The sequence below is a fragment of the Eubacterium sp. AF19-12LB genome, from assembly GCF_003479125.1.
Classification (GTDB): Bacteria; Bacillota; Clostridia; order Lachnospirales; family Lachnospiraceae; genus Eubacterium_U; species Eubacterium_U album.
Window position 1 is genome coordinate 290263 of the sequence record NZ_QUGP01000001.1, and the last position, 19085, is coordinate 309347.

Sequence of the window (19085 nt, forward strand, 5' to 3'; positions counted from 1 at the left end):
AAGCGACGATAAAGGTATGTAACTAAAAGTGGAGGAACAAAATGTTAGTTAAAGTTTTATTATTGATTGTATTTTTTGCAGTCATGATTGGAATTGGTGTGTATACAAGAAAGCATGCCACAGATGTTAACGGGTTTGTATTGGGTTCAAGATCTGCAGGACCATGGATTACAGCATTTGCATATGGAACATCGTATTTTTCAGCAGTTGTTTTTGTAGGATATGCAGGACAGTTTGGTTGGAAGTACGGTATTGCTTCTACATGGATTGGACTTGGTAATGCCATACTTGGTAGTTTGTTAGCATGGTTTGTATTAGGTAGAAGAACAAGAGTTATGACTCAGCATATAGATGCTAAGACAATGCCTGATTATTTTGGAAAAAGATATAACAGTGATGCACTTAAAATAGCAGCCAGTGTTATTACATTTGTATTTTTAATCCCATATACAGCATCTGTATATAATGGCCTTTCAAGACTATTTGGAATGGCATTTGACATACCATATAGCACAGTTGTTATTATTATGGCAGTGCTTACAGGACTTTATGTTATTCTTGGTGGATATATGGCAACAGCAATTAATGACTTTATTCAGGGGATTGTAATGTTGTTTGGTATTTGTGCAGTTATTTATTCAGTATTAAACGGACAGGGTGGATTTTACAGTTCATTGTCAAAACTTGCAGCGCAGGTGCCTGTAGAGGGAGATGTAATTAAAGTTGCAGGTGACGGAATTTTTGCATCATTTTTTGGACCTGACCCATTAAATCTTTTAGGAGTAATTATTTTAACTTCATTAGGAACATGGGGACTTCCTCAGATGGTTGGTAAATTTTACGCAATTAAAAGTGAAAAATCAATCAAGACAGGTATGATAGTTTCAACTGCTTTTGCAGTAGTTGTTTCAGGTGGATGTTATTTCTTAGGAGGATTTGGAAGATTATTCTCTGATAAAATTGATATTGCAACCGGTGGATATGATTCAATTATTCCTACAATGCTTTCAACACTTCCTGATATATTAATAGGTATTGTAATTGTGTTAGTATTATCAGCTTCAATGTCAACACTTTCCTCATTGGTACTTACATCAAGTTCAACAATTACAATTGACTTTTTGGGAACAACGGTATTAAAGAAAACGGCAGAAAAGAAACAGGTATTACTTATGAAAATTTTCGTAGTAGTATTTGTAGCAATTTCAGTAATTATCGCATTAAATAAAGATAGTATTCCTAATATTGCTCAGCTTATGGGTTACTCATGGGGAGCTTTAGCAGGAGCATTCCTTGCGCCATTTATGTATGGATTATATTGGAAGAAAGTTACAAAGGCTTCTGTATGGGCAAGTTTTATTTTCAGCATCATAGTTACTGTGACAAATATGATTTGGGGCTACATACAGTCACCAATTAATGCAGGTGCATTTACAATGCTTGTAAGTTTAATCCTTGTACCTGTTATAAGTTTAATAACACCTAAGATGAAAAAAGAAGAAACAGATAAATTATTTGAATGCTTTGAAGAAAAGGTAGAAGTTCCGGTAAAGGATGCTTTGGATTAATAAAAATATAAAAATAATTTTTGAGAATTCAGGTAAATTGAAAATATAGAAAGTCTTTAGTCATTGACTTACATAAAATCTCTGTTTATAATTTTATGGTGAGCGTAAGCTTAGATACATAAAATAGAATAAACTGTTCAACAACACAAGGGCAGAAGAAAATGGAGGAGTACAATAATGCAGGAATTTAAACCGGTAAAAGAAGGAAAAGTACGTGAGATTTACGATAATGGAGACAATATGATTATTGTTGCAACAGACAGAATCTCAGCATTTGATGACATCTTAAAGAACAAGATTACAGACAAGGGTGCGGTTTTAACACAGATGTCAAAATTTTGGTTTGATTATACAAAGGATGTTGTTCCTAATCATATGGTATCAACAGATGTTAAAGATATGCCGGAATTTTTCCAGAATGACAAATTTGCTGGCAGAAGTATGATGTGTAAGAAGTTAGAAATGCTTCCAATCGAATGTATCGTTCGTGGATACATTACAGGAAGTGGTTGGGCAAGTTACAAGGAAAATGGAACAGTTTGCGGAATAAAACTTCCTGAAGGTCTTGTAGAATCAGATAAGTTGCCTGAACCAATTTATACACCAAGTACAAAGGCAGAAATCGGACTCCATGATGAAAATATTTCATTTGAACAGAGTGTAGAAGTATTAGAAAAAGCATATCCTGGAAAAGGTGCAGAATATGCAGAAAAGATTAAGGATTGCACAATTGCTTTATATAAGAAATGTGCAGAATATGCTTTAAGCAAAGGAATCATTATTGCAGATACTAAATTTGAATTTGGTTTAGATGAAAATGGAAACGTAGTAATTGGTGATGAAATGTTAACACCTGACAGCTCACGTTTCTGGCCACTCGAAGGATATAAACCGGGACAGGGACAGCCTTCATTTGATAAGCAGTACGTAAGAGACTGGTTAAAAGCTAACCCTGACAATGATTTACTTCTTCCGGATGAAGTTGTTGAAAAGACAGTTGCTAAATATAAAGAAGCATATGAATTATTAACAGGTGAAAAATTTGCATAGTTTGATATGTATATAAACCTTTAAAATCCCCATAAAATTTGATTGTGCGATTTAAAAGCATAATTGAATTTTATGGGGATTTTTTTGCAAAAGTGATGAGTGATAAGAGATTATGCAAGCCATTATTAGAAAGTATATTGAATATAAAAATAAGGGATATAGAATATGTAGATTATGAAGAAACAATTCAGATGACAATAAAATCAAAAGGAATAAGATTAGATATATATGTTGAGGATGATAATAATACAGTGTTTAATCTTGAAATGCAGACAACAGCGTATAAAGAATTACCAAAAAGATCAAGATATTATCAGGGAGTTATAGATCTAAACATGATTGAAAAAGGTGAGCCATATGATATACTTAAAGAAAGTTATGTCATATTTATTTGTACATTTGATTTCTTTGGAAAGAACAAATGTATTTATGAGTTTGAAAACTTATGTATAGATGATTGTGGAATTAAACTTAATGATGGAACGCATAAGATATTTTTAAACACAAAAGGGGATAAAAAAGGCATAAATAAAGAACTGAAATCATTATTGGAATATTTTGATGGCAAAGAACCGGAAAGTGATTTGACAAAACAAATTGATGAAAAGGTAATTGCAGTCAGAAAAAATACGAGATGGAGGCGAGAGTATATGTCGTTACAGATGGAGATGAATCTGAAATATAGAGAGGGATTGAAGGCTGGAGAGGCAAAGGGTCAGGAGAATATAAACAAACTTAACACTATATTATTAGCAGAAAAAAGATATGACGATTTAGAAAAATCTGCTAAAGATATTGAGTATCAGAACAAATTAATGAAAGAGTATAAAATTATAGAGTAAAGGGCGAAACATTATATGTAAGAGTGATTAACCTGATATAATTATTATTTAACATACAAAACTTAAAAGAATATTATACAACGAAAAATCCGGAATTAGAGGTGCGAATAAAGCAATCTAAATCCGGATATTTTTTTGCAAATATGTAAGAAAAATGCAGGGGTCAGTTTGTGAAAAAAATGAAAAAATTATCTGGTATAGTATTAGTAAAGAAAGCGGAAAAAACTAATAATCAGGGTAAATTTGTTAAAAGAGGTGAGAATATGGGTAGATATAATATTATTTACACAAAAGAAAGACTAGTACAATCCAATTGCCCGTTAATGCTTGACCGATACGCATTAACAAAGGATGAAGCAAATGGAAGAATGTTGGCTCAGTTAAAACTGCGAAACATAGGTGAGAAGACAGTTGTTGCAGCTTATTTTACTCTTGTCGGATATGATATTGAACAAAATAAAGTAGAAGAAATAGAAGAGTATCAATTTTTAGATTTGAGAATAGCAACAGGGGTACAATTTGGAAATGATAAGGCAATATATTTTAAAAATAAAAGCATAAGAAATATTGAAATTGTATGTACCAAAGTCTTTTTTGATGATGGAGATAAGTGGGAAAATCCAAATTTTGATGCAGTATATCATGATGTTTTTAAATCAAAAAGATTATATCCAATTTTAAGTAGAGCGGCAATTGATTATATTGACAGAAAAGAGTTGCAAAAGTATGGCAATAATAGCTTTTTTAAATGTGTACCGATAGAAGATGAAGAGAATGGAATAAGACAATGTGTATGTGGAGCATATTTAATGCAGAATGTACAGAGATGTTATATATGCCATAGAGAAAAAGAGTGGTTTAAAGAAAATCTCAATCAAGATTTAATAAATGAAAAAATAAAAAAAGAAAAAGAAGCAGAGAGGGAAAGGAATAAAAAATTTATAAATAGAGCAAAGATAACTGGAGTTGTTGTAGCTGTTATAGCTATGGTTGTAGTTACGATTAATCTGGTAAATAGCAGAATTATTATTCCTTCTAAACAATATAAACAGGCAATTGAATATATAAATAAAGGAAAAATTGAGAAAGGTAGAGAAATTTTAAGCCATATAAAGGGATATAAAGATTCAAAAGAAATTTATGATGGAAAAGCTTATGATATTTATGGCGATAAACTGTGCAGGGAAAAGAAATATAAAGAAGCAATTTCAATATATAAAACAAGTGATAAAAAATCGAAAGCCATTACAGACGGAGTTAATGAACTGATAGCTCAGGGCGATATAAAAGGAGCCAAAGATATTTATAAAAAAATAGACTGGGATGGAGTAAAAGATGAAAAAGAATATAATGATTTAGTTGATTTGGGTATAAACCTTACAAACTATACAGGGGAAGATATTGAATTAAAAATTGATATTCTTGAATTAATTAAAGATAGGAATGAAAATGGTGCAAATCTATATAATGAAACTGTTTATGCAGTTGGAACGGATTTGTTAAATCAAAAAAAATATTTTAAGGCAATGCAATATTTTGAGAAATGTCCAGGATACAGTGACACTGCTGATAAACTTAATCAGATTTATTATGAATGTGGAAAGAATTATTACGATAGGAAACAATATCAAAAAGCTGTTGAACAATATCAACAAGCTAATGGGTATGGCAATTCACAAGATATGGTAAACAAATCAATGTATAAGTATGTTAAGTCAAAGAAATGTAAAAGGACAGAAACTACATTAGCATATATAAAGTCATTAAAGAAGCTTAACTATAGGGATAGTGCTCAAATATACAAAAATATGACAAAGTGGAAAGTTAAAATATATTTTAATGATTCCAGATATAGTGAAAAAAAACAATCATCAGTAAGTATAGGTTATTATGATTACTTGTATTGTCATGTAGATGTAAGTGGTGGAGAAACAGAAAAATCAAAATTTAAAATGTCATATACTACTCAGTGGAGTGGAGAAAGTGTAAGCAAAAAAGATAAATTTAGCGGAAAAGTAAGTGATGGATCTAGTTACTATGTTTACTGGGACGATTTAGATGATGTAAATTCGACTGTCACCGTAAGAGTATACAATAATGATACAGGTGAATTACTTGGATCTGCAAGTTGCAAGGTTAAGGGAGAGTACAGTTACCTGTATTAAAAATAAAATTTTTTAATCATTATAAATGATAGAAAGAGGAGGAAATAATTATGATAGTATTTGGTTTGATAATTCCAATAATAATGCTATTTGTTAGCTATAAAATTTCTGAATTGTTTTACAAAGTGGCAAAAATGAAAGGACATGGAGAAAAACATTTTATATTATGGTTGTGCTTTTTCTTAAATATTATTGGTTACCTGTATGTGATTGCACTTCCGGATTTACATTTAAGAAATGGAAGTGGTAATGGTAATAGTGGTGATGATACATATGTTATAGAAGATGAAGAATTACCACAGATATAGGGTAACAATATAACAAGAAGTGATTCGGGATTATAAATGCAATGTAAGCAATTTAATTCCGGATTATTTTATTGTTTAAATAAAAAATGGAGGGGTCAGTTTGTGAAAAAATCGAAAAAATTATCTGATATAGTATTAATAAAGAAAATGGAAAAAACTAATAAATGAGGAAAATTGTGAAAGAGGTGGAAATATGGGAAGATATAATATTTTATTTACAAAAGAAAAACTTATCCAATCAAATTGTCCTTTAATGTTAGAGAAATATGCATTAACAAAAGATGATGCAACAGGAAAAGTGCTTGCACAGTTAAAACTAAGAAATATTAGCGAAGATACTATAATTGCTGCTTATTTTGATATAGATGGTTATGATATTGAACATAATAAGGTCGAAGAATTAAAAGAATGTCAGTATTTAGATTTGAATGTAGCTAAGGGACAACAATTTGGAGCACGGAATGCTATACATTTTGAAAATAAAAATGTTAGGGAAGTCGAAATAGTATGTACAAAAGTATTCTTTCGCAATAAAGATAAATGGGAAAATGAAGATAAAGAAGCAAAATTTCATGATGTATTTAAGTCAAAAAGATTATCAGATATATTATGCCCGGAAGCATTGGAGTACTTACAAATTGTTGAACAAAAGAAATATATGAATCTTAATTATCTAAAGTGTGCACCGGTTGAATATGAAGGCATAAGACAATGTGTTTGTGGTGCATATTTATTAAATGATGTTGATACATGTTATAAATGTAAAAAGTCAAAACAATGGAACGAGATTAATTTAAATGAGAGTGATTTACTTGAAAAAGGAAAACAGTACAAAGAGGAACTAGAGCAGAAAAAGGAAAAAGAATTAGAAGAACAGAAAAAGAGAGATGAAGAAGCAAAAATAAGAAAGAAAAAGAATAGAAAAAGATTAAAAAAGTTTGTAGCGATTGGAAGTGTTGTATTAGTTATATTTTTTGCAATAATTTTTGCTCTTGAAAAAGATGCAATTAATTATTCTATGGGAAAACGTAACTATGATAACAAGCAATATGAAAAATCAATAGAACGATTTGAAAAAGCAAATTACTATAAAAATTCAGAAGATATGATTAATAGTGCAATGTATAAATACATTAAATCAAAAGATAAAGAAGCGAAACTTACACTTAAATATGCAAAAAAATTATCAGAATTAAATTATAAAGATAGCGTAGAACTATATGCAGATATGCAGGAAAAACGTGAAGCAAAAGTATACTTTAACAATTCAGAGGAAGGAACAGAAGAAGAGTCCACAGTGAATATAGAAAAGGGTGGAAAGTTATATTGCCATGTATTAATAAGTTCTGAAAGTGAATCTGCATTCAACATTACATATACAGCTCAATGGAATGGCGAAAAAGATGAGGGCAAAAAATATGATTTAAGCGACAGGGCAAGAAATAAATCAAACTTATATGTAAGTTGGGATAAATTTGATAAGAAAGATTCAGAAATTACAGTGAAAGTATATAATGAAGCTACGGGAGAAATGATAGGATCTGCAAAATGTAACTTAAATATAGAAGAATAATTAAATGATATAATAAACATAGGAAAGGGGACATTAATGAACGTACAACGTATTTTAGATGAAAAGATAAAAAATTATACACAAAATAACGGACAGAAATTGGTTGAACAGACATTGTGGAATAATTCAACGGTAGTTTATACAATAGAATATAAGCAGAATATGGAAATGTCCCTTATCGCAATTTATTTAGAAAAAGAAAAAGCATATTTAAAAGATACAATAGAAAAAATATGCGAGGATAGTAAAAAAACAGAATATTTGGTAAAGTGCAACCAATGGACAACAGAAAAGCTTAATGAAGGACAGATAATAGTTATTGAAACAGAAAAGATTACAACATTGATTGAAATGGCTTTAGATGAAAATATAAATTTGTCTGACAATACGGAAGAAGAAAAGAAAATTTGGTTATGTAATTTAATGGAAAACGTAACTGAAAGTGTAGAATATATAATAAAAAAATATCCCGGATTTAATATTTACATAAATAATGAAGAAATTTGTGTTAATGAAGCCGGACAGGGAAAAATATTACTGTTTGATTTAATAAATAATGAAGTAAAAACAAATAATGAAGCATACGAAATTGTTACTATTTTTAAACAAGTAGCAAATGGTATGAACATAAAGTTCGGTATAAAAATCCAGGAACAGAAGATAGAAAATTTACGTAAGGAATGCCTTGAATATATTGAGAGACATAAGCGTAAAAATGAGAAAGATAAAAAAATATATAAAGAGAATATAAAAAAAGCAAATAATGGAAATAAAGAATCAGAATTTATAATTGGTTATTTATATGAAAATGGACGTGGCGTACCTCAAAATATAAATGAAGCTGTAAAATGGTATAGAAAGTCGGCAAAAAAGAAATATACAAAGGCACTTAATAATCTTGCTTATCTTTATCAAAATGGGAACGGTGTAGAAAAAGACAAAAGAAAAGCAGAAGAATTATTAAAAATGTCAGCAAAACAAGGTGATGACGTCGCGTGTTTAAATTTAGGAATTTTATATCAGACAAATAAAGAAATAAATATGGAAAATGCAAAATTCTGGTATAAAAAAGCAATGAATAAAGGAAATGAAGTAGCTGAAAGAATGTATAAGAGAATTCGTGAAAAAGAGAATTTATAAATAAAATTTACAAAAAAAGAGAGCTTGCAATTTTTCATGGGCAGGAAAAAGGAAGAAAAAATGAAACATGTAAATACTACAGAAATGTATTTTAAAGTCATTAACTGTGAAGAGGCTGATGAATTAAAAGAAATAATTAATAAATACAGTCCGTACTACTCGAATTGGAGAGATTATGTAAATAATGTAATGTTAAGTAATGGCCTATCTTACGAAAAATTAGGTAAAATATGTGGATTTAGCAAAAATACTATTAAATCATGGGCAAAAAGTAACAAAGTGCCAAAATCCAGAGAAAGTTTTATAAAATTTGGAATGGGATTAAGATACAATTTTCAGGAAATTAATTTTATTTTACAGAGATATGGGAAATATCCTAAACTGTATTCTAAATCATTAGAAGATGCAATCTGCATTTACGTCATATCTCATTATCCTAAGGACGAAAATGTAAATGCGTATGAAACTTATTTGAATATGAAGGAAAAATTCCTGGATGTATTAAAAACAAAAAATAAAAGAAGATATTTAAATGATTCAAAAAATAAAACAATAGATGTTGAGCAAATAATAATAAATATGTCAGATGATGAAGAACTTTTTGATTTCATTAGAAAAAATGAAGTAGAGTTTTTTAATAGTTACTATAAACTGATAGATTATATTGAATCATATGTTAAGGCTGAAAGTGTAGGCGGTTCTTACCATAGTCTTGTTAAAGATGAAAATTTGGACAAAGGATTTGAAAAGATGATTTCAAATTTAAAGAACTGGGGAGAGGTGCCAAACAGAAACAGGCTTATAGCACTTGGAATAAAATTGAATATGACAGGACCCGAAATAAATCAACTTTTAAATTATGCAAATATGGAAAAACTATGTCCTAAAGATAAGATAGAGTGTATAATATTATATGTATTAGCAAATATTGATATTGCAAATCCATATTACCAGATGAATCATATGTCTATTGCGGCACAATATACAGAAAATCCAGAAATGAAAAATAAATGCGAAAGTCTTCTTATGGAATTGACAGGACTTAGAGAATCTGAGGAAATAAGAGAAGACGTAGAATTTTATATAAAAGATGCATTGGAATCCTTAGATATGGAAGATGAAGAAAATGGAATTTTGCAATTGTTTTTGGAAGGATAACAAATGAAGAATAACGAATTGGTTTTCAGACATAAAATATCAAACAACAAAGTCGTATTTTATCTTATGGCATGTGCATTTGCAATTATAATTTCATTAGGAGTTAGTGCTAAATGTAGTGCTGCGGTAAGTGATTTAGAGTATATATATAATCATACAGATTTTGAGCAGGGAAAGAGCGAATACTATTACAAAAAATATAATTATGAAGATATTCAATATGTGAATCCTGATTCCAAAAAAAATAGATATACACATATACCTGAGTCATGTGTATATTACAAGGGAAATGAATTTGGCGAATATGTTCATATGCATCATTTTAATATGTATTATGGGGATCAATATCGACAGCCGGTAGTAATAATAACGTTTTGTGCTAATGTAATTAATAATGAGACTACTAATTGTGAAATATGGATAAATGGAGAATTTGAAGATACAGTGAAATTAGGTAGAAATACTCTAACAATGATAGGTAAGCTTCCAATTGAAAGATTTTCTTAAGCAGGAGACTATACGATAGAAGTTATTGCGGAAGGGATAGATGGCAAAAAAATGGTAGCCAGTAAGTTGATTAGGGTATCCAGACCTTATATACCACCGGAAACATCGTTAATAAATAAAATAGAAAATACTTCTAACAATACAGGTCTTAAGGTTGAATGGGATGATTTAGGAGCAGTAAAGTCTTATTATGTTTACAGAGCTAAAGAAAAAGATGGATTTTATAAGCTAATGGGTATAACTTATGAGCCATATTTGATAGATGAGGATGTTGAAGCGGGACAGAAATATTGGTACAGGGTTGTTGCTAATTTTTCAAATGATGAAAAGTTTCAGTCGGCTGATGTGGAAGGCAGTTTAAAGCCGATAGAAAGTCTTGCGGCTGATAACAACGGACAAACTATAAATAAAAGTAAAACTACAAGCGGTAGAAATACAAAACTTAACAAACCTAAAATAAGCATAAAAAAGAAGCGAAGAAACTGGCAGATATATTGGGGAATTATATCTGATAAAAGTACAGGTATAGATGTTTACATGAAAAACGGCTATGGAAAATATAAGAAATATAGAAAGATAAATACGACAACAAAATTAAAGAAAAGTAAAAACAAAAAAGGAGCAGTAGGAATAACAAGCTCAAATAAATCTTTAATTAAGGGAGTAAAATATAAATTTAAGGCAAGGACATTTTATTATAAAAAAAATGGCAGGAAAGTATATAGCAAATGGTCGAATGTTATAAAATTAAAAGGCTGAGAAAGTAACTACAGGAGATAAATATGGACTCTATTATAGGCAGAACGATACTTGGATATAATGTTATAGAGAGAATAGGTGCAGGTGGATTTGGTGATGTCTACAAAGTTGAAAGAAACAACATTGTAGGTAATGTAACAAGAGCCTTGAAAGTCATCACTTTGCCAAGAGACAATGAATATATAGAAATATTAAATTCAATGGGTGGCGATAAGGAAAAAGCCGATACATATTTTCATAAAGAATTAGACAGAGTTGTAAATGAAATTCGTGTGTTTTCCATGATTTCTGAAAAAGACAACCACAATATTGTTTCGTACTATGAAAGTGATGTCGAAAAGGTTGGAGAATATAAATACAACATATACATTCTTATGGAATTTTTGACTCCACTTGACAAATGGATGCAAAATAACAACATAACAGTGGAAAATGCATTAGATATAGGAATCGGAGTAGCTGATGCTTTGGACATTTGCCATAAAAACGGAATAATTCACAGAGATATTAAATTAAGTAACATATTTGTATCTAAGTATGGAGTATTTAAAATAGGTGATTTCGGTGTATCTAAAAATATAAATAATGCAACTATGACAAAGACAATCAAAGGAACACCAAATTATATAGCACCTGAGGTTTACATAGGAAAAAATAAATATGATAGTTCAGTAGATAATTATTCTCTTGGAATTCTGCTTTACTATCTGTTCAACAAATTAAGATTTCCGTATTATCCTAATTTTCCAAATGAGTACACACAGGAGGATTCGGATAAGGCATTTTATAAGAGAATGAATTATGAAGAGGTAGAAAGTCCTGTTTGTGCACCTGAATGTGTTGCAAATATAATAAAAAAGGCAATTTCGGAGCGCGCTAAAAGATATAGTAGTGCCAAAGAGTTGTCTAAAGATTTATTAGATGCCAAATCGAATTTAATGCAGAAAGAGTTGGAAACAAAGATAGGATTTGAACCAAGGGTTGCTACAGATGATTGGGTTGAAAATGATAAAGAACGAAGGCTTGTGCAGGATTTAAACGGAGATAGCGAAAGCACTGTTAGTTTTATCGAACAGGGAATTACTGTTTTTGAAAAAAGAGAAGAAGATAAAACTGGTAATTTGCAAAAAAGAAAATTAGTAATTGCAGGTTCGGTTTGCGTGATTTGTATAATCGTAGTAGCTTTATTTTCAGGGAAAATGTTTTTGGACAGACAAAATAATGATAAGTCATTAGCAACGGCCGAAACATCAGAACAGGCGAATGAAAGTCAGAGCAAAGCATTAAAAGAAAACGAAGAATCAGCGATGGAGACTTTAAATGCAAATCAATCACAGCTGGATGAAAATTTAAACACTGAATCCGAAGTAAATCAAGCAAACCCAAATCAAAATTCTGAATCAGGAGCAGGACAGATTGATAATAATCAAAATCCTGAGCTGGGAGCAGGACAGATAAATAATAATCAAAATCCTGAAGATATGACAGTAGTAGAGATTACAAAGAAAGCAAAAAAGAAAAAGCAGCAGACAACTAAGGCACGGGTTCAGGAAACAACGAGTGCTCCAAAACAGAATAATGTAACACAAAAACCAACTCAAAAACCGACACAAAAACCAACGCAAAAGCCAACGCAGAAAAAATACGAGGATTTTGATTTTAAGAGTGTAGTTGAATAGGAAAGAAGGGATTATTTATGAAAAAGAAATTAATGGTATTCTTTTTAGCACTTATGTTATGTGCAACAACAATTCCTGTGGTAGTTACAGCCAATGCTCTGACAGGAAAAATTAACAATTCAGGATATAAGACAGAAAATGAAATTTATTTTAATCTTCCACATCGCGGATTGATGAAATACGATGTCGAAAGTGGCGATGCTGTTAAACTCAATTCACTAAAATTAGGAGACGGATCCAGTACATGGGGAGTAACAGTCGTAGCACACAAAGGTGATTGGTTATACGGAGAGTGGAACCAGTCAACAGGGACTGCATATAATGAGGGAAGCTATATTGTCAGAATAAATGCAAAAACAGGTAAGATAATTAAATTGGCAGAAGGAACCCAGCCTGTGGTAAAAGGAAAGAAAATCTATTTTTCCGGTTTAGATAAAGAAGAAGTTGATTTTGGAGAATACAATTATAAAAAATCAGAACAAAATTATGTTTGTGATTTGTATGGAAAACATTTGAAAAAGACAAACAAAAAAATAAAAATTAAAACAACAAATGAAATAGGCAAGAATTTTAAATTGTACAAAAAGTATAATGAAAAAGGCACAAAATATAATATGAATGTCATATTGAAATTCCCTAACGGAAATAAAGAAATCATAGGCAAATATTTTGAACCATAAAGTTTATTAAAAAACATATAAATCATAAATTAGATGTGCAAATTTGAACTCAAAAATATATGAAACATAATCCTAAACAAGAAATTGATTGCCATCAAATAAGGGGCGCCCTGGAAGTGAAAATGTAGCTTTCAGGGTGCTTTTTTGCTGTATATGATAGGGGTCAGTATGTGAAAAAAATAAAAAATTTTAGTGATATAATATGCATAACAAATCATTTAAATAATTTGTACGGATTGAGTAGAAAAATAAGGAACTATAGGCAAAAGATTTAAGGTAAACAGGAGGAAGAAACAATGAAACAGTTAAAGAAAATATTATGTATGTTTATGGCTTTATTAATGGTACTTACAGTAATTAATGTGTCAGATGTAAGTGCAGCAGCAAAGCCTAAATTAAACAAAAAGAAAGTAACAATGTATGTAGGAAAAACATGTCAGCTTAAAGTGAAAAACTATAAAGGAAAAGTAAAATGGTATATAGATGATAATAGTATTGCAAAAGTAAGTAAAAAGGGAAAAGTTAAAGCAAAAAGTTCTGGAATAACATATGTTTATGCTGAGGTAGGTAATGATTATCTTACATGTAAGATAAAGGTTAAAAACAAAAAATCATCAAAAACAACTGCTACAACGACACCATCAACGACACCATCAACAACACCGGCAGTTGAGATAGAACCAGAGTTAAACATTCAATTACCTAGTGTTCCATGTTCCTATAATGATTACACTTATAGTGGAAGAATCGATACAAGTTGTACAATATCAAATGTTCGTATTGAAAAAAGCTATTTTAAATATGATAATGATTTTTCAGTAAAATTATATGTTTCAGGAACGAAGACATATGATTCTAATGGAACAAAACACAGTTCAGCTGTAGACGTAGGTTGGAAATTATATGATATGAATAATAATGTTGTTGAAAGTGGAACAGTTTATTCACCAGGAGTAAGTATTGGAGAAAATTTTGTAGATGCATACACTTATATTAGCACAGATTTAAAACCAGGAAATTATAGATTAGTATTTGTAAATACAATTTAATATAACTTAAGATGCCATAGGAGTAGTAAAATCTTAACTTCTATGGCATTTTTAAACAGTAATTTATGTTTGAAAATAGATATAAGATATAATTTTATCTTAAAGAGGAGAAAGAAAGATGAATAAATTAAAGAAAATATTATGTATGTTAATGGCTCTTTTAATGGTATTGACAGTAATTAATACAACAGATGTTAGTGCGTCAGTAAGGCCAAAACTGAACAAGAAAAAAGTAACAATATATGTAGGAAAAACTTTTAACCTTAAGATAAAAAATTACAAGGAAAAAGTAAAATGGTTTTCAGAGGACAAAAGAATTGCAACTGTTAATAAAAAAGGTAAAGTAACAGCAAAAAAACAAGGAACAGTAACTATTTGTGCTACAGCTAGTAATTTTGTCCTTTTATGTAAAGTGAAAGTTAAAAGAAAAAAAACTAAATTATCGGATACTAATACATCAATCACAAATCGGACACAAACACAACCATCAGCACCGACATCAGCACCAACACCGACTCCTACACCGCAAATATCAGCAAAAGAAAAAGTAAAAAATATTTGTTTAACAAATGGAACAGTTGATTATAGTAGCTCGGACGGAACTTATTATTGGATAGGAAAAGTAAATTATTATAATGGAAATCAATTTTTTTGCAGATTAGCTTATAGTTCTACATATGATAAAATTACATTGGTTGAGTTATCAGGAAACATAATGACAACGATAGAACTAAATGATGCTACGGCTTCGACTTGTGAAGTTAAATTTTTTGATGGAGATAGTGTAATGTATGGAAATGGAATTTTATATAAAAATTTGATGTCTGATGACAATGCAGCCACATTTACAGATTACAATATCCCAATAGGTGCAATTTATTCAGGTGAAAAATTAGCTACAATTATGGCAAAATTATCATTGACTACATTTAATATTATGATGAACGAATATTCTTCAGATGTTAGCTCATCAAGTTTTGGTTTCCCATTCTAAGAAAAGACGTTTGGAATTGTATATTAATATTTAACAGTAAAAGGCAAGGACAGAAAAATCCTTGCCTTTTATATTAAAATGTAAAAATAAATTATGTAAACTAAATTACGGATTTTGACTGATTTTTATATAATATTCTGTAAAAAATAACGGTTTTATTAGTATAAATTCTATTGATTACAGATGATAAACAAATCCCCCAAACCACACAACATAAATCTTCAATACAAACCCTGCCTTCCCACTATATAAATATCCCCCAAAATACATCTCTACATTCATTGACGAATATATCCTAATTAGGTATAATTTACTTTATGAGTTTAAAGCAAAAAAGCAGTAAATTATGCTAAATACAAAATAATATGAAGTGCATTTGTATTGCACTATCAGTTTTATACATAATGACGAAAGGCAGGTTACATATTTTGAGTAAAAAAATTATGTTAGGTAACGAGGCGATTGCCAGAGGAGCATATGAAGCAGGAGTTAAAGTTACTTCAGCTTATCCTGGCACACCAAGTACAGAAATTAGTGAAAATGTTGTTAAATACCCGGGGATTAAAGCTGAGTGGGCACCGAATGAAAAAGTAGCAACAGAAGTTGCAATTGGTGCATCTATGGCAGGAGTTCGTTCAATGTGTATGATGAAACACGTTGGTGTAAACGTTGCATCTGACCCATTATACACAGTATCTTATATCGGTGTTAATGGTGGTATGGTTTTAGTTGCAGCAGATGACCCCGGAATGTACAGTTCACAGAACGAACAGGATTCGAGAATGGTTGCAAGAGCAGCAATGGTTCCTGTTGTAGAACCATCAGACAGTGAAGAAGCAAGAGTATTTACAAAGAGAGCGTATGAACTTTCAGAAAAATATGACACTCCTGTAATTCTTCGTTCAACAACAAGACTTTCACATTCACAGGGAATTGTTAATCTTGAAGAAAGACAGGAAATAGAAGATAAGCCATATGAAAGAAATGTAGCAAAAAATGTTATGATGCCGGGAAATGCAATTAAGCGTCATATTTTTGTAGAAGAACGTTTAAAGAGAATGGCAGAAGATGCATGTACATTAGACATTAATAAAGTTGAATACAACGATACAAAGATTGGTGTTATTACAAGTGGTATCGTATATCAGTATGTAAAAGAAGTATTACCTAATGCATCAGTTCTTAAGTTAGGATTGGTAAATCCACTTCCTATGAAACTGATCGAAGAATTTGCATCAAAGGTAGACACATTATATGTTATAGAAGAATTAGAGCCTGTAATAGAAGAACAGGTTAAGGCTCATGGAATCAAATGTATTGGAAAAGAAATTTTTACAGTACAGGGTGAATACAGTGCAAATATGCTTAGAAAAGCAATCTTAAAAGAAGATTTAGATTTAGATACACCTGCACAGGCACCGGCAAGACCACCAATTCTTTGTCCGGGATGTCCTCATAGAAGTACATTCTCAGTATTAAAGAAATTAAAAATTCATGCAGCAGGTGATATCGGATGCTACACATTAGGAGCTGTAAATCCTTTAAATGTAGTAGATACAACAGTTTGTATGGGTGCAAGTATTTCAACACTTCACGGTATTGAAAAAGCTAAAGGAAAAGATTTCATAAAGAACTGGGTTGCAGTAATTGGTGATTCAACATTTTTACATACAGGTGTTAATTCACTTATGAACATGGTTTACAATCAGGCAACAGGAACAGTTATGATTTTAGATAACTCAACAACAGGTATGACAGGTCATCAGGATCACTCAGCAACAGGAAAAATGTTAAATGGTGAACCAACATACGCTATTGATTTAGTAGATTTGTGTCATGCAATCGGTGTAAAGCATGTAGAAGTTGTAGATGCATTTGATATTAAGAAATTGGAAGAAGTAATTAAGACAGAAGTTGCAAGAGATGAAGTTTCTGTTATTATTTCTCAGTCACCATGTGCATTACTTAAGTCATTTGTACCAAAGGGCAAATGTTATACAATTCCTGAAAAATGTAAGAAGTGCGGAATGTGTCTCGTACCGGGATGTCCTGCAATTACAAAGAATGAAGACGGAACAGTTTCAATTGATGCAACAATGTGTAACGGTTGTGGATTATGTATGCAGAATTGTAAATTCGATGCAATTGGATTAAAAGAGAGAGGTGACAAATAATGGCAGATACAAAGAATATTATGATTGTTGGTGTAGGCGGACAGGGTACACTTCTCACAAGTAGAGTTTTAGGTGGAATCACAATTGAAAGCGGATATGATGTAAAACTTTCAGAAGTTCATGGGATGGCACAGCGTGGAGGAAGCGTTGTTACATTTGTAAGATATGGAGAAAAGGTAGCTGAACCAATTGTTGAAGAAGGTCAGGCAGATGTATTAATCGCATTTGAACGTCTTGAAGCATTAAGATATGCACATTTTCTTAAAAAAGACGGTGTAATTATCGTAAATGACCAGAGAATTGACCCTATGACAGTAGTTACAGGATTAGCAGAATATCCTGAAAACATTATTGAAAATCTTAGCAAAAAACATAAAGTAATCGCAGTAAATGCAATGGATGAAGCATTAAAACTTGGAAATTCAAGAGTATTTAATGTAATTATTTTAGGCGTTGCTGCAAAACATATGGATTTTGAAAAAGATAAATGGATTGAAGTTATAAAAGCAACAGTTCCACCAAAGACAGTAGACATTAATATTGCTGCATTTGAAAAAGGATACGAATTAGCATAATAAAAATAAACAATAAAGAAGGTGCAGTTGTGATAATTGATACACATACACACACTTTTCCGGATAGAATTGCCGCCAGAGCATTAGCCGGAATGGAGAAGAGTATTGTCGATAAACATGATTGGAATGTGAAGATAAAGGTGGCAGGAACAAGAGATGCACTTAGTGAATCTACAAAGAAAAACGGTGTCGATATTTCTGTGGTTGTTCCTGTGGCAACAAAACCTGAACAGTCTGCAAGTATTAATGAATTTGCGGCACAAACTAATGAAAAAACAAAGGAAACAGGCGTATTTTCATTAGGCGCAATACATCCTGACAATGAAGATTATAAAGATATATTAGATGACATTAAGAAAAAAGGATTAAAAGGAATTAAGGTTCATCCTGACTATCAAAAGGTTGAATTTGATGACCCAAGATATCTTAGAATTTTTAAATATGCAGATGAACTTGGTCTTGTAATTGTAACACACGCGGGAGAAGATATAGGTCTTCCGGAAAAGATTCACTGTACACCTGATATGGTGCTTAATGTACTAAACAAAGTTAATCCTAAAAAATTAGTCCTTGCTCATATGGGTGGATGGAATTTATGGGATGAGGTAGAAGAAAAATTAGTGGGAAAAAATGTCTATTTTGACACGGCTTTTTCTTTTGAAAAAGGTATTCCCCACTTAGAAAAAGAACAATTTTTAAGAATTGTTGAAAAACATGGTGCAGATAAAATTTTATTTGCAACAGACAGTCCGTGGTCTGATCAGGGATATACACTTGAAAGATTAAAAGAATTTGGAATGCCTGAAAAAGCATTGAACCTTATATTAGGGGAAAATGCAAAAAAACTATTTGAATTTTAATGAG

The 19085-nt window shown here is 30.8% G+C and carries 17 protein-coding genes; all 17 read left to right on the forward strand.

The features are described 5' to 3' along the window. Nucleotides 1-41 precede the first annotated feature (41 nt). The 17 genes from DWX29_RS01160 to DWX29_RS01240 all read left to right on the forward strand — a co-directional run bounded on the left by DWX29_RS01160 (nucleotide 42) and on the right by DWX29_RS01240 (nucleotide 19081). Nucleotides 42-1568: a sodium:solute symporter gene (locus tag DWX29_RS01160; protein WP_118564983.1), complete on the forward strand. Its 1527-nt coding sequence runs from the start codon at nucleotides 42-44 to the stop codon at nucleotides 1566-1568. Nucleotides 1569-1745: 177 nt separating this feature from the next. Then, nucleotides 1746-2618 (forward strand): phosphoribosylaminoimidazolesuccinocarboxamide synthase, encoded by an 873-nt coding sequence (locus tag DWX29_RS01165; protein WP_117908453.1) that lies wholly within the window; start codon nucleotides 1746-1748, stop codon nucleotides 2616-2618. 95 nt (nucleotides 2619-2713) lie between these two features. Continuing rightward, the gene (locus DWX29_RS01170; RefSeq protein ID WP_118564984.1) at nucleotides 2714-3460 is read left to right on the forward strand and encodes an Rpn family recombination-promoting nuclease/putative transposase; all 747 of its coding nucleotides are present in this window, start codon (nucleotides 2714-2716) and stop codon (nucleotides 3458-3460) included. Between the two features lie 170 nt (nucleotides 3461-3630). After that, nucleotides 3631-5625 (forward strand): tetratricopeptide repeat protein, encoded by a 1995-nt coding sequence (locus DWX29_RS01175; protein ID WP_118564985.1) that lies wholly within the window; start codon nucleotides 3631-3633, stop codon nucleotides 5623-5625. Between the two features lie 50 nt (nucleotides 5626-5675). Further along, nucleotides 5676-5933, forward strand: coding sequence for a hypothetical protein (locus DWX29_RS01180; RefSeq protein ID WP_118564986.1), 258 nt, complete (start codon nucleotides 5676-5678; stop codon nucleotides 5931-5933). A 193-nt stretch (nucleotides 5934-6126) separates the two neighbouring features. Further along, nucleotides 6127-7506, forward strand: coding sequence for a hypothetical protein (locus DWX29_RS01185; RefSeq protein ID WP_118564987.1), 1380 nt, complete (start codon nucleotides 6127-6129; stop codon nucleotides 7504-7506). Nucleotides 7507-7542: 36 nt separating this feature from the next. After that, nucleotides 7543-8646 carry a tetratricopeptide repeat protein gene (locus tag DWX29_RS01190; protein WP_118564988.1) on the forward strand — a complete coding sequence of 368 codons (1104 nt, stop codon included), beginning with the start codon at nucleotides 7543-7545 and terminating at the stop codon, nucleotides 8644-8646. Between the two features lie 60 nt (nucleotides 8647-8706). Next, nucleotides 8707-9804: a hypothetical protein gene (locus DWX29_RS01195; protein ID WP_118565029.1), complete on the forward strand. Its 1098-nt coding sequence runs from the start codon at nucleotides 8707-8709 to the stop codon at nucleotides 9802-9804. A 3-nt stretch (nucleotides 9805-9807) separates the two neighbouring features. Continuing rightward, nucleotides 9808-10311 (forward strand): hypothetical protein, encoded by a 504-nt coding sequence (locus DWX29_RS01200; RefSeq protein ID WP_118564989.1) that lies wholly within the window; start codon nucleotides 9808-9810, stop codon nucleotides 10309-10311. A gap of 51 nt (nucleotides 10312-10362) precedes the next feature. Further along, on the forward strand, nucleotides 10363-11070 hold the full coding sequence (locus tag DWX29_RS01205; protein ID WP_118564990.1) for a hypothetical protein: 708 nt from the start codon (nucleotides 10363-10365) through the stop codon (nucleotides 11068-11070). 23 nt (nucleotides 11071-11093) lie between these two features. Beyond that, nucleotides 11094-12749: a serine/threonine-protein kinase gene (locus tag DWX29_RS01210; RefSeq protein ID WP_118564991.1), complete on the forward strand. Its 1656-nt coding sequence runs from the start codon at nucleotides 11094-11096 to the stop codon at nucleotides 12747-12749. A gap of 17 nt (nucleotides 12750-12766) precedes the next feature. Then, nucleotides 12767-13429, forward strand: a complete 663-nt coding sequence (locus tag DWX29_RS01215; protein WP_118564992.1) for a hypothetical protein — start codon at nucleotides 12767-12769, stop codon at nucleotides 13427-13429. 296 nt (nucleotides 13430-13725) lie between these two features. Continuing rightward, the gene (locus DWX29_RS01220) at nucleotides 13726-14478 is read left to right on the forward strand and encodes an Ig-like domain-containing protein (protein ID WP_118564993.1); all 753 of its coding nucleotides are present in this window, start codon (nucleotides 13726-13728) and stop codon (nucleotides 14476-14478) included. A 118-nt stretch (nucleotides 14479-14596) separates the two neighbouring features. Further along, the gene (locus DWX29_RS01225) at nucleotides 14597-15472 is read left to right on the forward strand and encodes an Ig-like domain-containing protein (RefSeq protein ID WP_118564994.1); all 876 of its coding nucleotides are present in this window, start codon (nucleotides 14597-14599) and stop codon (nucleotides 15470-15472) included. Between the two features lie 404 nt (nucleotides 15473-15876). After that, on the forward strand, nucleotides 15877-17646 hold the full coding sequence (gene iorA, locus DWX29_RS01230) for an indolepyruvate ferredoxin oxidoreductase subunit alpha (RefSeq protein ID WP_346432185.1): 1770 nt from the start codon (nucleotides 15877-15879) through the stop codon (nucleotides 17644-17646). Continuing rightward, nucleotides 17646-18221 (forward strand): indolepyruvate oxidoreductase subunit beta, encoded by a 576-nt coding sequence (locus tag DWX29_RS01235; RefSeq protein WP_022089113.1) that lies wholly within the window; start codon nucleotides 17646-17648, stop codon nucleotides 18219-18221. The genes iorA and DWX29_RS01235 overlap by 1 nt, the downstream gene beginning before the upstream one ends. Nucleotides 18222-18250: 29 nt before the next feature. Next, nucleotides 18251-19081 (forward strand): amidohydrolase family protein, encoded by an 831-nt coding sequence (locus tag DWX29_RS01240; protein WP_117908457.1) that lies wholly within the window; start codon nucleotides 18251-18253, stop codon nucleotides 19079-19081. Nucleotides 19082-19085 lie beyond the last annotated feature (4 nt).

Excerpts from the sequence above, each read along its gene's own strand:
- DWX29_RS01180 (WP_118564986.1), top strand. The coding sequence starts at position 5,676 with ATGATAGTATTTGGTTTGATAATTCCAATAATAATGCTATTTGTTAGC.
- DWX29_RS01165 (WP_117908453.1), top strand. The coding sequence starts at position 1,746 with ATGCAGGAATTTAAACCGGTAAAAGAAGGAAAAGTACGTGAGATTTAC.
- DWX29_RS01210 (WP_118564991.1), top strand. The coding sequence starts at position 11,094 with ATGGACTCTATTATAGGCAGAACGATACTTGGATATAATGTTATAGAG.
- iorA (WP_346432185.1), top strand. The coding sequence starts at position 15,877 with ATGACGAAAGGCAGGTTACATATTTTGAGTAAAAAAATTATGTTAGGT.
- DWX29_RS01235 (WP_022089113.1), top strand. The coding sequence starts at position 17,646 with ATGGCAGATACAAAGAATATTATGATTGTTGGTGTAGGCGGACAGGGT.
- DWX29_RS01225 (WP_118564994.1), top strand. The coding sequence starts at position 14,597 with ATGAATAAATTAAAGAAAATATTATGTATGTTAATGGCTCTTTTAATG.
- DWX29_RS01205 (WP_118564990.1), top strand. The coding sequence starts at position 10,363 with ATGGTAGCCAGTAAGTTGATTAGGGTATCCAGACCTTATATACCACCG.
- DWX29_RS01185 (WP_118564987.1), top strand. The coding sequence starts at position 6,127 with ATGGGAAGATATAATATTTTATTTACAAAAGAAAAACTTATCCAATCA.
- DWX29_RS01195 (WP_118565029.1), top strand. The coding sequence starts at position 8,707 with ATGAAACATGTAAATACTACAGAAATGTATTTTAAAGTCATTAACTGT.
- DWX29_RS01220 (WP_118564993.1), top strand. The coding sequence starts at position 13,726 with ATGAAACAGTTAAAGAAAATATTATGTATGTTTATGGCTTTATTAATG.
- DWX29_RS01200 (WP_118564989.1), top strand. The coding sequence starts at position 9,808 with ATGAAGAATAACGAATTGGTTTTCAGACATAAAATATCAAACAACAAA.
- DWX29_RS01190 (WP_118564988.1), top strand. The coding sequence starts at position 7,543 with ATGAACGTACAACGTATTTTAGATGAAAAGATAAAAAATTATACACAA.
- DWX29_RS01170 (WP_118564984.1), top strand. The coding sequence starts at position 2,714 with ATGAGTGATAAGAGATTATGCAAGCCATTATTAGAAAGTATATTGAAT.
- DWX29_RS01215 (WP_118564992.1), top strand. The coding sequence starts at position 12,767 with ATGAAAAAGAAATTAATGGTATTCTTTTTAGCACTTATGTTATGTGCA.
- DWX29_RS01160 (WP_118564983.1), top strand. The coding sequence starts at position 42 with ATGTTAGTTAAAGTTTTATTATTGATTGTATTTTTTGCAGTCATGATT.